The following is a 13,488-nucleotide window of genomic DNA, read 5'->3' as shown; positions in this document are numbered from 1 at the left end:
TAAGTAGCAAAATTCCCTATCGCTGGAATGGAGGCTGTACAATGACTTTGGAAAATCGCTCGCAAAATAATGTAGACCGTTTCTCAGGCTTTCAAAACGATTACGACCAGCATCGTCCGAAAGCTCCTGCCGCAGTTGTAAATATTTTGACAAGTTATTTGGGAAGAGTGCCAAGCGTTGTGGCGGATGTTGGATGCGGAACGGGGCTGTCCTCCTTTATATGGCTCGGGAATGCGGAGCGAATTGTAGGTTTTGAGCCAAATGACGATATGAGAAGCAAAGCGCTGGCTCATTTGTCTAAGCTCCCCGAGGACCAATCAATTTCCTTCATCAAAGGGTATTCTGACCAGCTTAATTTAGATGCGGACAGTGTTGATATTGTAACCTGCTCGCAGTCATTTCATTGGATGGAGCCCGTCAGCACGCTCTCTGAATTTGCCCGCGTTCTGAAGTCGGAAGGTGTGTTTGCCGCCTATGATTGCGATTGGCCTCCAACGCTGCACTGGGCTGTCGAATTAGAATATAAGCAGCTTATGGATCGTTCTGAGGAGATTATTGCTGCTCATATCCCAGAGAAGGATCAAGCGAGCAAACGAGATAAGGAACAGCATTTAATTCAAATTCATAACAGTGGTCTCTTCCGTTTCTCCAAAGAAATCGTGTTCCATAACATGGAGCGCTGCGACGCAGAGCGTTATATTGGTCTAGCTATTAGCCAAGGCGGCATTCAAGCGGTCTTCAAGCTTGGCTCGATGGCGCTGGAAGAGCAATTGCAGAGCTATCGCAGCAGTGTCGAGCGTTATTTTGCGGGAAGAACACTTGATATCATGTTCAGCTACCGCATGCGGATAGGTGTAAAATAGAGCATTATTAGCGCTTAATGCAGAAGGCAGTCTTGTCGTGAGGACAAGGTTGCCTTCTTTTTTTATTGCTAAAATGACCGCAAAACGTATTTGCATGTATAATGCAGGTTAAGTGTGATTTATTGTAAGGAGGACTTAGCTTGTCACCTAGAAATGTAGAAAAAGATAAAATGATGCGTGAAAAAAAGATGCAGCATATTCTCGACTGCTCGCTGAAGGTTATGGCGATTAATGGTTTTCAATTAACGAGCATTCAAGATATAGCGAAAGAAGCAAAGGTTAGTGTGGGTAATGTCTATCACTACTATGCTTCGAAAGAAGAGATATTCAGCGAGGTGCTGCGCTCGGGGCAGACGAATTATGGGAAGTATGTAACCGATTTAGCGGCCATGGATATGGAACCGATCGCTAAGCTTAGGGCAATGCTTACCTCTTGGCTATCATTGGAGACGAACTGGGCGTTTACGATTCTCATGCATACGGCAAGGTTATCCGAGTCTACTCCGCCAGACATTAAGAAGGCGATCACGGACCGTTTTACAGTAAACCTAGGCCCTGTCGCTGATATTATGAGTGAGGGCATACGTAGGGGGATCATTATTAATGAAGACCCCTTGCAGCTTGCTTTTTATTTTGTAAGCCTTATTCAAGGCCTGACACTCCAGCGTCCGCCGGATTATGAGGTGAAGGTGGAGATGAATGTTGAGGCGATTATTCGATTATTTGAGATCAAAAAATAGCTTTTTTAGGCATGCGAAAAAAATGTTGACAAAGTTGAAATGATACCGCAAAATAAGCAACATAACAAACCGAATGAACATTCAAATTGTAGATTGGTTTGACATATGGGCGAATCGACCAGACCACTGGAGATTTAACGTTAGTTATTATACGCGTTAAGTCTTTTTATTTTACCATAATACCAAGTAATCGGGTATTAATAATGCAATATTGAATAGGAGGGGCAGCTTATGGCGGCGGAGATGCTCGTAGTACATGAACTTAATAAGACATTTGCAACACCCTCGGGAGATGTCATTGCGCTTGATCGCATTGGGCTTCAGGTGAAACAAGGGGAATTTATTGCGATTATTGGACCGAGCGGCTGCGGCAAAAGCACATTGCTCAAAATTGTAGCAGGGCTCGATACCGGTTATGAAGGAACGGTATTGCTGAATGGAAAACCGATTGAAGGACCGAGCATAGAAAAAGGATTTATTTTTCAAGAACCGAGGCTGTTCCCTTGGTTAACGGTGGAGAAAAATATAGCCGCAAATTTATCGCTTCGCAAGCCGGAGGTTCGTAAGCGAGTAGATGAGCTCATCGAGCTTGTAAGGCTGAAGGGCTTCGAACAGTCTTATCCTCGTGAGTTATCTGGAGGCATGGCGCAGCGTGTAGCTATTGCAAGAGCGCTGCTTCGCAGTCCTGATATATTGCTGCTGGATGAGCCGTTTGGCGCATTGGATGCTTTTACTCGGTCGCATATGCAAGAGGTGCTGCTTGATATTTGGCAGAAAAACAAAACGACGATGTTGTTTGTGACACATGATTTGGATGAGGCGGTATTTCTGGGCGAGCGAGTCGTCATTATGAATCCGCGTCCGGGTCATATTCGAAAAATATTGCCGATTGATTTGCTGTATCCTCGGAAACGAGCAGGCCATGCTTTTCAAGAGATGCGGCACAAGGTGCTGGGTGAGTTTGAGAAGGTTGAGGGGCCGGAAATCGATCAAGGCGCGGATATTTAATAAACTATTTTTCACCAAAAATAAAGATCGTCGGGGAGAGAATGAAGATGAACAGATTACGCCTTCTTGCGGCAGCAATTATTGTATTAGCGGTATTTATTAGCGGCTGCGCGGCTTCTGGCAATGGAAATTCAGACAAGAAAGAAACGGGCAACGCGGGCAACAAAGCAGCAAAGAGCTATGACGGAGTTACTGTAAAGATCGGATATCAGGGCAGCGGCGGCTTAATGGGCAAGGCGATTGAGGAGAAATGGTTTGAAGATGAATTTGGCAAGCTTGGCGTGAAAGTGGAGTACGCGGAATTTCAGAGCGGCCCTCCAATGACAGAGGCAATTGCTTCTAACCGTCTTGATTTCGCTGGGCTTGGCAATATGCCGATCATTGCAGCACAAGCTGCGGACATTAAATTTACTGTCATTTCTCAGGCGCTCGAAGGCAAAAACAATGTCGCGATCATCGTGCCTAAAGATAGCCCGTTTCAAACGGTTGCTGACTTAAAAGGCAAGAAGGTAGCTGTTGCCAAGGGGAGCAACGCATTTAACTTCCTTTACCGCGGCCTTGAAGGTGCGGGGCTTAAAGCATCGGATTTGGAAATTATTCAACTGCAGCCGGATGAAGCGCAACCTGCTTTTGAGACGGGGAAGGTTGATGCATGGGCGACATGGGAGCCGAACATTACGCTGAACACGCTGCAGGATAAAGCGAAGGTGCTTGCGGACGGCGAACAGCTGGGTGTGCTTTCTCCTTCCTTCAACATTGTTAGAAAACAATTTGCTGATGATTATCCTGAGCTCGTTACCCTGTATCTGAAAGTATGGAACAAAGCGCTTGCTTGGGAAAATGATAATCGTGCCGAATCCACCGAGCGTTATGCGGCAGAGCGTAAAGTGCCTGCGGCATTAATTGAAGCAATCTTCAATCGCTCTAGGACAATTAATATCCCTGTATCGGACGAAATTATTGCAGAGCAGCAAAAGACGGCGGACTTCCAGTTCGACATTAAAGTCATTCGCAAAAAAATCGACGTGTCCACCGTATTTGATAACAAATTTATTGAAGAAGCGTTGAAATAATACACTGAACAAGAGGAATGGGGCGTTTCTAATGGTTGGAGCTGGCTCAGAAAGCGCATTGCATAAGCCCATCAAAGTAATGAAGAGGCGGCCGAGGAGCCGTCTCTCTATTCAAACGGTTAATCTGCTGCTCAGTTTGCTGCTTCCAGTCGGGTTATTAGCTATCTGGCAAATTGCCGGAATGATGGGGAAGCTTAATCCAACGCTGCTGCCAACACCAGGCTTAATTGTGGAGGAATTCGTTCATTTAACTTTATCTGGTGAGCTGGTTTATCATCTCGGTATTTCAGCTCGACGTGCGCTGCTTGGATTTTTGCTGGGCGGAGGATTAGGTTTAGCTGCGGGATTATGGGTAGGGTTCTCCTATAAGACGGAAAGGCTCATTGATCCTTCCTTGCAAATGCTTCGTACTTTGCCCCATTTGGCAGTAGCTCCGTTGTTTATTTTGTGGTTTGGCTTTGATGAGACATCTAAAGTGTTATTGATTGCAAAAGGTGCTTTTTTCCCCCTGTACGTCAATACCTTTCTTGGTATTCGTTCCGTAGATGGCAAACTGTTTGACGTTGCTCGTGTGCTGCAGTTTAGCCGCTGGCAAATGATTGCGAAGCTTGTTCTTCCGGCATCGCTTCCTAATATCTTTCTCGGCGTGCGACTTTCTATCGGCGTGGCATGGCTTGGGCTTGTTGTAGCGGAAATGATGGGTTCGAGCTCAGGAATTGGTTTTCTGATTAATGATGCGCGTTATCTCATGATTACTTCGGTTGTATTTGTAGGCATTATTATTTTTGCTGCAGTCGGTAAGCTGACGGATTCGCTTGTTAAGCTGCTTGAGAAGAGGCTGTTAAATTGGCAGGACAGCTACAAAGGAGGCAGCAAGTAATGAGCGAACGAACCGCTTCGCGTGAAATGGGCGCAAAGGCAGCTGGTCGGGACTGGTTAAGCGTTATTCCAAAGCCGCTTCATGGCTGGATTGTTCCGGCTTTCATTGTGATTGTCTGGCAGGCGGTCAGCGGGCTTGGTTTGTTGTCTGAAACACTGCTGCCGGCCCCGTCAAATATTGTGAAGAGCTTTGTGTCATTGTGTGAATCGGGAGAGATGGGGAAGCATCTCGGTATTAGCATTTATCGCGCTGGTTTTGGGTTTCTACTTGGCGGAGCGCTCGGGCTGCTGCTCGGTTTATCGGCGGGTCTTGGCAAAGTGATGGAGAGGACGCTTGATCCTTCGCTGCAAATGCTGAGAACGGTGCCGCTGCTTTCCGTTATCCCATTGTTTATTCTGTGGTTCGGAATCGGAGAGTTTTCAAAGGTGCTGCTTATTGGACTTGGCGCTTTTTTCCCGGTTTATGTGAACACATTTCTTGGTATTCGAAATACGGATGTGAAGTTGTATGAGGTTTCGCGTATTTTCCAATATACGAAGCTTCAGCAGGTAACAAAGCTTATTATACCAGCGGCCTTGCCGAATATTTTATTGGGCGTACGGCTATCGCTTGGCGCTTCATGGCTGCTGCTTGTTGTTGCAGAAATGATGGGGACGAGTGCAGGTATCGGTTATATGATTCAGGATGCAAGAGCATACTCGCAAACGGAAATTGTTTTTGTGGGCATTATTTTGTTCGCTGTATTTGGCAAGTTGTCGGATTCAGCCATTCGGCTGCTAGAAACCAAATGGCTTCGCTGGCGAGATACGTATAAAGGATGACAAAATGAATCGTTTGGAGAGGCGGTTAACGGATTATGGGGAAACGGCAGGAGCTGCTCCATCTCGGAGCATTTATTTATTATACAGGCCATCATCATGCAGGCTGGCGTCATCCGGAGTCGGGTGTTGAAGGAATGTTTGATGTGAAATTTTATCAGAAGCTTGCGCAAACCGCGGAGCGCGGCAAGTTCGATATGCTCTTCTTCGCAGATTTGCTGTATGCCACTAATGTGGGGCAAGCGGTAGCGGGCATGCTGGAGCCTATTACGCTATTGTCCGCATTATCGGCTGTTACGGAGAAGATTGGGCTGACTGCAACCGTCTCAACCACATACAACACCCCTTTTAATGTTGCGCGAAAGTTTTCTTCGCTTGATCATATTAGCGGCGGGCGGGCAGGCTGGAATATTGTAACCTCGCAGCTTGATCTGGAAGCTCATAATTACGGGCAGTCCAAACATCCCGAGCACGGCCTGCGTTACAAGATGGCTCGTGAATTTGTGGATGCCACAACCCGCTTATGGGATAGCTGGGAGGATGGCGCGCTTGTGCTTGACCGGGTGTCGGGTCAGTTTGCCGATGAGTCTAAAGTAAGGCCAGTTGATTACAGCGGAGAATGGTACTCCACGAAAGGACCGCTGAATGTGCCGAGATCTCCTCAAGGTTATCCAGTGCTAATTCAGGCAGGCTCATCAGGTCCAGGTCAAGACTTTGCGGCCAGCATTGGCGAAGTTATATTTACGGCGCAGCAATCGCTGGAAGCGGCAAAAATCTTTTATGAGAGTGTGAACAGCAAGCTTGGAGATTATGGAAGGGAACGCGGCAGTCTAAAAATCATGCCAGGCCTCTCCCCGATTCTTGGTGCGACGGAAGAGGAAGCGAAGCAGCGTTATCAAGAGCTGCAGGAGCTCATTCCTGCCGCCCATATTGTCGGCTTCTTATCAGGATTTCTCGGCGTAGATCTAAGCAGCTATTCGCTTGATGATCAGCTGCCGGATATTCCTGATCCTGTTGAAGCATCCAACGGCATGAAGAGCCGTGTTCAGCTTATTATGGATATGGCGCGCAAAGATAAGCTGTCGATGCGAGAGCTTGGAAGCAGAATGCTAGGAGCGAGGGGACATTTGCAGTTTGTTGGTACGCCCGAACAGCTGGCTGACCTTATCGAGCTGTGGTTTGAGGACTATGGCTGCGATGGCTTCAATATCATGGCTCCGGTTCTTCCTGGAGGGCTCGACGATTTCGTTCATTATGTCGTGCCGATTTTGCAGCAGCGCGGACTGTTTCGTGAAGATTACACGGGAGATACCCTTCGTGACCATCTTGGACTTGAACGTCCAAGCGAAGGGCATTTCCGCAAAAAACGTCATGTGGTACAAGAGCAAGCGTAACAAGAGCTGAGCGGCAATAGTGAAAAAACGCAAAGAAGCAAGCAACTGGCGCCATGATTAGGCGACGGCTGCTTGCTTCTTTGCCGTTGTTGCAGAGAAGGGGGGACTAAGGTTTTGTGAATATTCCGCTCTTTAATAAACACCATCGATTATAAGTAAAATATTTCATGGCAAACCTCCACCTTAAAAATAAGTGATAACGGTTCCAAGACAGCAGCCTCTATTTTATGAAAAATGAATAGGTGACATAGCCGATAGCGATAGCTACCAAACCAAATGCTGCCGTGGAGGAAAGGATACGGAAAAATATTTCCCACTTATCTCTTTTTGTGTTTCGAATGTCCTTGTCCTCATTCCCCTGCGTCTCATGATGTTCTAGATTATCTTGACGAGGCTTAATGATGGGATCACCCGCTTTCTTTATTCCTTCTCTTTGCTTTGCTTATAAACGACAAGTATAGTGCTGCGCTGATAAGTGTTGCCTGAAGTGGCTGTTTTGATCATGGAGCCGTAGCAAATATTAATGACTTGATCGTCGCTCAGTTCTGCCAAAAACTCATTTGCTCTTTTTTCAGCAAAAACAGAATCCGTATCAATAAATTCTTTTACTTGAATCATATTCGTTGTGTCCTCCCTTACCAAATAAATATACAGATAGGCACCCCGCGTCGATAGCAGAATGCCTTCTGACGTCCACCATAGCATTGCGTACTATAAGTGTCAACAGGGAGATTTAATGATCCATTTTAGACAAAGAAAATAGGGGAAGCTTCGCTAAAATAACGAAGCTGCCCCTATTCGGCTGCATGGGTTGTTTAGCTTTTTTCCAGACGCCTCCATTTAAATATCTGCTTGCCGCTTTTTAGCGTGACCTTGCTTCAGTGTGTGCTGGATTGTTCGAATAGCTCTTTGTAAGAAACTGATTTATAGAATCCTTTTTTATACTGAGCATTAATCTAGTAATCTCGTTAATTCGTGTAAATAAAACTAACATATGTTTTCTTCAATTTAGTAAGGATATGAGCAAAAATAAATGAAAAATAGAGTTAAACCTCGATGGTTACGCTTTTTTGTCTACTTTAATGATTTGTTAACTTATATAACATGAAATAGACTGATGTAGAAGAAAGAGAGAATTATATCGCATAGGAGGAGTTAAACATGACACAAGTTGTAAAGAACGAGATAGCGAAAAAGATTTTAATTCCACTGCTTGTACTTTCATTGCTTGCAGCGATGGTAGGGGTACTGACAAAAACGGATTTTGTACGCGCGGAGGAAGCGCCGCAGCTGCCGACATTTGATATTCCGGCCCTATCCGCTGAACATCAAGCTTCAAGTCTTCCTAATGTTATTGTTGTTGCAACAGGAGGAACGATTGCGGGTAAGGCAAGCAATAATGATCCTACTAACTTCCAAAGCTATGCGGCTGGTACTTATAAAATGGCAGATATGGTTGCTCAGCTGCCTGGGAAAAATAAAATAGCTGATGTCTCTACCTATCAATTCGGCAACAAGGGTTCGAGCGGCTATAGTATTAGAGATCTTTATGATCTATCGCTTGCGGTAGACGAAGCTCTTAAGATTTATGATAGTGCAGTTGTAACGACGGGTACGGATACGATGGAAGAAATCGCGTATTTCCTCGATCTAACCGTTCGCAGTGAAAAGCCGGTTGTTGTTACAGGCTCTATGCGTCCATGGGATGTTATTGGAACGGATGCGCCTGCCAATCTCTATCAAGCTATTAAACTAGCTGGGAGCGGTAAAACAAAATGGTTTGGCACAGTGGTCATGTTGAATGATGTCATTTATGCGGCACGTGAAGTTACGAAGTCAAATTCACACCGTACCGATACTTTTGATGCTCCGATGTTTGGTGCACTAGGTTATGTGGATGATCCGGCTGTTCGTATTTATCGTGCTCCTGCTAGAGCGGCAAAAGCAGGTACACCAGCATGGGCTTCACCATTCGATTTGAAAACCATCTCCAAAGATAGTCTTCCGATAGTAGAAATCGTATACAGCTATCAAGAAGCAGGCGGCGGCGCTATTCGCGGCTTGGTGGAAGATGGCGCGAAGGGAATTGTAACCGCAGGGACAGGCGCTGGCGGTATTTCGTCGAAGCTAAGTGCTGCGCGTTCCGCGGCCATTAAGGATAAAGGTGTCGTATTTGTATCGACAACAAGAACAGGCTCAGGCTCTATCTATGATAGCGGCAGCGGAAGTGTTATTGGCGGAGACAACTTGAACGCGGCGCATGCTCGTATGATGTTGTTGCTGTCCCTAGCATTTACAAACGATGTAAACAAGATTAGAAACTGGTTCACGACTTTTGGCACACAGGATGTAGAAATTTCAGTTGATGAAAATACGGTACTAAGCACGACAGTTGAAGAACCAATCGAAGAGCCTGTTGTGACGGAACCGGTCGTTGTTGTTCCTACACCGGAAGCAGAAGTTCCTGCTGCTTCAGAAGTGCCAGTTCAGCCCACTGCAACAGAAACAACGCCTGAAACAGCACCAGTGACGCCATAATTAGGGGGAGGAGTACGGTTATGACCATAAGAAGTGAATCATCTACAGCAAAGAAAGTTTTCATTCCCCTCCTCATTATGGCTCTCCTCAGTACGATACTGACTGGCTATGCCAGCTCAGTTCGTGCCGAGACTGCAGCACCTCAGCTGCCTGCCTTTGATATTCCGGCATTGTCCGAGGAGCATAAAGCTTCTCCATTGCCAAATGTCATTGTAGTGGCGACTGGCGGGACGATTGCTGGTAAAGCGAGTAATAATGATCCTACTAATTTCCAAAGCTATGCTGCAGGAACGTATAAAATGGCGGATATGGTAGCTCAGCTGCCTGGGAAAAATAAAATAGCGGATGTCTCTATTTATCAATTCGGCAACAAGGGCTCGAGCGGCTACAGTATGAAGGACCTGTATGATCTCTCCCTGGCGGTGGATGCTGCGCTTGAAATTTATGATAGTGCAGTTGTTACGACAGGTACGGACACGATGGAGGAAATTGCTTATTTTCTCGATCTAACTGTTCAAAGCGAGAAGCCGGTAGTTGTTACGGGTTCAATGCGGCCTTGGGATGTCATTGGAACGGATGCTCCAGCCAACCTGTATCAAGCAATTAAGGTGGCGGGGAGCGGCAAAACAAAGTGGTTCGGCACGGTCGTTATGCTAAATGATGTCATTCATGCGGCACGCGAAGTAACAAAGAGCAATTCGCACCGGACGGATACGTTTGAGACACCGATGTTCGGCGTGCTTGGTTACGTTGATGATGCAGCGGTACGTATGTATCGTCTGAATGCTAGGGCGCTCAAAGCTGGACAAGCGGATTGGAAAACGCCGTTTGCATTGAAAAATATTTCGAAGGACAATTTGCCTATCGTTGAAATCGTTTATAGCTACCAAGAAGCCGGCGGCGGTGCCATTCGTGCTTTAGTAGCTGATGGAGCCAAAGGGATTGTAACAGCCGGCACTGGGGCGGCTGGTATTTCGTCGAAGATGAGTGCGGCGCGGTCCGCAGCAATTAAGGATCATGGCGTTACATTCGTATCGACGACTAGAACGGGTTCTGGAACGATCACTGGCGGCGGAAACGGCATTATTGCTGGAGATAATTTAAACCCGCAGCATGCACGCATCATGCTTATGCTTTCGCTGGCATTCTCGAATGATTTTGCTACAGTGAAGAACTTGTTTGAAACAGTAGGGACACAAGATATTAAGATTGATGTGCCTGAAACGCCTGTAACTCCCACACCTACACCGACTCCAACTCCAACTCCAACTCCTCCAGTAGAAGGCGGTACGGGTGGATCGGGTGGGAATGTATCAAATAAAGGACAGGTTTCGATTGGTGCAGGCAGCGCAGGTACGCTTGGCTTGGATGATAGCGTTACTGTATCTATTCCAGCAGGTGCGACGAAGGAGCAAATGCTGCTTTCTATTGAGAAACTGACTGAAACGGGCGGCATTGTTGAGCCATCGAGCAAGCGAGTGTCTTCTATTTTTGAAATACTCAAGTCGATATCAGCTGATTTCTTTGTTCCAGTCACGCTGACCTTTAAGCTTGATGCCTCTTTGATCAAGAGTGGTCAGACGGCGTCCGTATTCTATTACGATGAGGTGAAGAAGCAATGGGTAGAGATGGGTGGTACGGTAAAGGATAACTTTATTACTGTACAATCTGATCATTTTACTAAGTTTGCTGTATTCGCTGTAGACAAGAAAGTTGAAGAAGTGCCTTCTTTTACAGATATATCAAGGCACTGGGCAGAGGCTGCTATTAAAGAGGCGGTCGCATCCGGTATTGTGAAGGGATATGAAGACGGTACTTTTAAACCGAATAAAACCGTAACACGTGCGGAATTTTCCGTTATGCTGATGGGTGCGTTGAAAGCGGATGGTGCAGGCTCGGTGCTTGCCTTTGCTGATAATGACAAAATTGCAGCTTGGGCAAAGGAAGCTGTTGCACAAGCGGTCAAAGCGGACATTATTAGCGGCTATCCAGATGGAACCTTCCGTCCGGGCGCAAACATTTTGCGTATGGAAATGGTATCAATGATTGCAAGCGGTGCTGGATTAACGTTAGATCCGAATGCGACAACCAGCTTTGCTGATAACAAGGATATCCCGGCATGGGCGAAGGGTGCGGTTAGAGCAGTTAGTGATAAAGGCATCATTCAGGGGCGTACGGGCAATATCTTTGCGCCAAAAGCTACGGCAACGCGGGCAGACGCGATTACGGTTATTATGAATATGCTTAAGAGCAAGTAGTGGTTTGGACGGAAAAAAGGGCGGTTTTTAAAGGTCGAATAGGACCTTTAAGAGCCGCCTTTTTTTCATACCATGCAACTTTAAACTAGAGCCCCGCTTGAAATAATAGGCGCGCTGTTTCAGATGGATGAGAAAGGGGGAAGTGGTGACCGCGTGCTAGAAGCTGAGTGGGAACTGCGCTGTAAGTTTTCGGTATCGTATACACACGGTCCTGTGAGCCCCAAATGATACTGACCCGTTTCTCACCCCATTGTTCGGGTTGTTGTCGGAAATGCTCATCCTTCGTTAACTGGGCGAGTGTGTCAGCCAGAGTGGCTCTTACGCGCGGGGAACTGAGCTCGTTCAAAACATATTCCAAATAGTCCTTAGGGATTTGACCGATCCTCTCGAAGCATCCCTGCAATACAAGCTCCTTGCGCAAGGTTGCTAAGGATATATGGGGCAAAAGCATACGATTGACGATTCTACTCCTATATCTGCTGTTCGCATGGTGGAGCGCTGGCTGCAATAAATGCACGGCTTGGATACGCTCTGGCATACGCTCCATGACCTTGGCTGCGAGCAATGCTCCATAGGAATGACCGATTAAAGTAACGGTTTCCGGTTGTGATGTAATAGCGGACATAATAGCCTCGACATGCCCATTTACTACGTTTACCGGATGATGGTGATAGGGTGATCGCCCGAAGCCTGGTAAATCAGCAATCCATATCTGACGATGCCGCAGCTCTGAAGCTAGCGGTATAAGACAGTCTGCACCGCTGAAGGTACCGGGCAGCAAAATAATCGGGTTGCCGCTTCCAGTTTTTTCTAGCGTGGCAAGTGGACCGCGTTTGCTGCGTACGAAATTAGGATGACTTGTCGGCCTATGGGATAAACGATAATCCAAATCGGCAATCACATGCGGGAGAACCGATAAATCTACAGTGGCAGGAAGCGAATATTTTTGCTGAATATGCTGTGTAGATTGTAGAGGGAATGCTTGATTGACAATAAAGCTGAGCGATTCTTGGGGAATGCCTAGTTTGCTTCCCATACGGGAGCTTAAAATCTTGCTCAAAAGGGATACAGGGATAAAACCGATTGGAGACGGGACTCTAAGTTCCTTATTTATGAGTGTTATTAGCTGGCTCATGTTAAGGCTTGCTGCTTGTTCATCAAGTAAATAATAGGTGTTGCTGAGAGGTTGTTGCTCGTTCGCAAGGGCAGCAATGAAAGCTGCCGTATGATCGAGATGGACGAGCGGGAGCCAGTGTTTTTTGCCTCCTGGAACAGTGCCCATAAGTTTTTTTCTCGCCGCTGCTATCAAAATGCCTAACCCTCCGGTTTGCTCCGTGTTGCCGGTAGTAGAATCACCGATGACTACGCTTGGGTTAACGACGGAAAGAGGATAGCCAGTTTGTTTAGCGTGCTGGCGGATATGAACGTCTGCGTTTATTTTCATTCGCTCATAAGGAGCTTCGTGCTCCAAAAGCTGCATAATGGCTGTTGCATCGTTTAAGTTCGAATCGGTCACAGGACTTTTGAAACCAACGACATGAATGAAATGCAGGGGATTTCCATTCTCGTAAAGCTCAGCAGCAAGCGAAGTTAAATGGTTAGCTGCATCAAGGAAAACCCTCTTTGCTTGTTGTTCAGTTAAAAGAATATCCATTGGTCCGCCAGCGTGTATAATGACATCCACGTTTTGTATCGCAAGGCGATCGCTTGAAGATAAGCCCAGTCCTTGCTTTGTCAAATCTCCGATTACGGCTGATAGGAGACCGGACTCCTCGTGGTTTGTTTGCTCAATAAGTTCCGCTATTCGGCTATGTGAACGCGCTAAAGCAGTAATGCGATGACCGTCGGCAGCTAGCCGTTTAATAATTTGGGAGCCGACAAAACCTGTTCCGCCCGTCATGAATACATGTGCCATT

11 protein-coding genes are annotated in these 13,488 nt (G+C 46.5%); 9 read left to right on the top strand and 2 right to left on the bottom strand.

Going from position 1 to position 13,488, the window contains the following annotated elements; all coding sequences use genetic code 11:
* Positions 1–41 precede the first annotated feature (41 nt).
* The 7 genes from ACIFSR_RS06185 to ACIFSR_RS06155 all read left to right on the top strand — a co-directional run bounded on the left by ACIFSR_RS06185 (position 42) and on the right by ACIFSR_RS06155 (position 6,776).
* Complete coding sequence (locus tag ACIFSR_RS06185) at positions 42–863, top strand: class I SAM-dependent methyltransferase (RefSeq protein WP_430055812.1); 822 nt, start codon at positions 42–44, stop codon at positions 861–863.
* A 140-nt stretch (positions 864–1,003) separates the two neighbouring features.
* Positions 1,004–1,603, top strand: coding sequence for a TetR/AcrR family transcriptional regulator (locus tag ACIFSR_RS06180; RefSeq protein WP_430055809.1), 600 nt, complete (start codon positions 1,004–1,006; stop codon positions 1,601–1,603).
* A gap of 231 nt (positions 1,604–1,834) precedes the next feature.
* Entirely contained in the window at positions 1,835–2,611 is a 777-nt protein-coding gene (locus ACIFSR_RS06175) for an ABC transporter ATP-binding protein (RefSeq protein ID WP_430055806.1), read from the top strand.
* Positions 2,612–2,658: 47 nt separating this feature from the next.
* A complete protein-coding gene (locus tag ACIFSR_RS06170; RefSeq protein ID WP_430055804.1) occupies positions 2,659–3,684 on the top strand; it encodes an aliphatic sulfonate ABC transporter substrate-binding protein in 1,026 nt (341 codons plus the stop codon).
* Between the two features lie 79 nt (positions 3,685–3,763).
* Positions 3,764–4,564 (top strand): ABC transporter permease, encoded by an 801-nt coding sequence (locus tag ACIFSR_RS06165; RefSeq protein WP_430056209.1) that lies wholly within the window; start codon positions 3,764–3,766, stop codon positions 4,562–4,564.
* Complete coding sequence (locus ACIFSR_RS06160; protein WP_430055801.1) at positions 4,564–5,385, top strand: ABC transporter permease; 822 nt, start codon at positions 4,564–4,566, stop codon at positions 5,383–5,385. The genes ACIFSR_RS06165 and ACIFSR_RS06160 overlap by 1 nt, the downstream gene beginning before the upstream one ends.
* A gap of 35 nt (positions 5,386–5,420) precedes the next feature.
* Positions 5,421–6,776, top strand: a complete 1,356-nt coding sequence (locus ACIFSR_RS06155) for an LLM class flavin-dependent oxidoreductase (protein WP_430055799.1) — start codon at positions 5,421–5,423, stop codon at positions 6,774–6,776.
* 420 nt (positions 6,777–7,196) lie between these two features.
* Here ACIFSR_RS06155 and ACIFSR_RS06150 read toward each other — a convergent pair whose 3' ends face one another.
* The gene (locus ACIFSR_RS06150; RefSeq protein ID WP_076268509.1) at positions 7,197–7,394 is read right to left on the bottom strand and encodes a sporulation protein Cse60; all 198 of its coding nucleotides are present in this window, start codon (positions 7,392–7,394) and stop codon (positions 7,197–7,199) included.
* A 543-nt stretch (positions 7,395–7,937) separates the two neighbouring features.
* Between ACIFSR_RS06150 and ACIFSR_RS06145 the strand changes: the two genes are divergently transcribed.
* Positions 7,938–9,314, top strand: coding sequence for an asparaginase (locus tag ACIFSR_RS06145; RefSeq protein ID WP_430055796.1), 1,377 nt, complete (start codon positions 7,938–7,940; stop codon positions 9,312–9,314).
* A gap of 20 nt (positions 9,315–9,334) precedes the next feature.
* Positions 9,335–11,572 carry an asparaginase domain-containing protein gene (locus ACIFSR_RS06140; RefSeq protein ID WP_430055794.1) on the top strand — a complete coding sequence of 746 codons (2,238 nt, stop codon included), beginning with the start codon at positions 9,335–9,337 and terminating at the stop codon, positions 11,570–11,572.
* Between the two features lie 85 nt (positions 11,573–11,657).
* Here ACIFSR_RS06140 and ACIFSR_RS06135 read toward each other — a convergent pair whose 3' ends face one another.
* A complete protein-coding gene (locus tag ACIFSR_RS06135; RefSeq protein WP_430055791.1) occupies positions 11,658–13,487 on the bottom strand; it encodes an alpha/beta fold hydrolase in 1,830 nt (609 codons plus the stop codon).
* Between the last annotated feature and the right edge of the window lies 1 nt (position 13,488).

The sequence above is a fragment of the Paenibacillus sp. NRS-1760 genome (assembly GCF_050467785.1).
GTDB lineage: Bacteria > Bacillota > Bacilli > Paenibacillales > Paenibacillaceae > Pristimantibacillus.
This window is presented reverse-complemented; position numbering and strand designations above follow the sequence as displayed.

Coding starts and splice junctions, on each gene's coding strand:
- ACIFSR_RS06185 (WP_430055812.1), top strand. CDS start 42: ATGACTTTGGAAAATCGCTCGCAAAATAATGTAGACCGTTTCTCAGGC.
- ACIFSR_RS06175 (WP_430055806.1), top strand. CDS start 1,835: ATGGCGGCGGAGATGCTCGTAGTACATGAACTTAATAAGACATTTGCA.
- ACIFSR_RS06170 (WP_430055804.1), top strand. CDS start 2,659: ATGAACAGATTACGCCTTCTTGCGGCAGCAATTATTGTATTAGCGGTA.
- ACIFSR_RS06165 (WP_430056209.1), top strand. CDS start 3,764: ATGAAGAGGCGGCCGAGGAGCCGTCTCTCTATTCAAACGGTTAATCTG.
- ACIFSR_RS06160 (WP_430055801.1), top strand. CDS start 4,564: ATGAGCGAACGAACCGCTTCGCGTGAAATGGGCGCAAAGGCAGCTGGT.
- ACIFSR_RS06155 (WP_430055799.1), top strand. CDS start 5,421: ATGGGGAAACGGCAGGAGCTGCTCCATCTCGGAGCATTTATTTATTAT.
- ACIFSR_RS06150 (WP_076268509.1), bottom strand. CDS start 7,394: ATGATTCAAGTAAAAGAATTTATTGATACGGATTCTGTTTTTGCTGAA.
- ACIFSR_RS06145 (WP_430055796.1), top strand. CDS start 7,938: ATGACACAAGTTGTAAAGAACGAGATAGCGAAAAAGATTTTAATTCCA.
- ACIFSR_RS06140 (WP_430055794.1), top strand. CDS start 9,335: ATGACCATAAGAAGTGAATCATCTACAGCAAAGAAAGTTTTCATTCCC.
- ACIFSR_RS06135 (WP_430055791.1), bottom strand. CDS start 13,487: ATGGCACATGTATTCATGACGGGCGGAACAGGTTTTGTCGGCTCCCAA.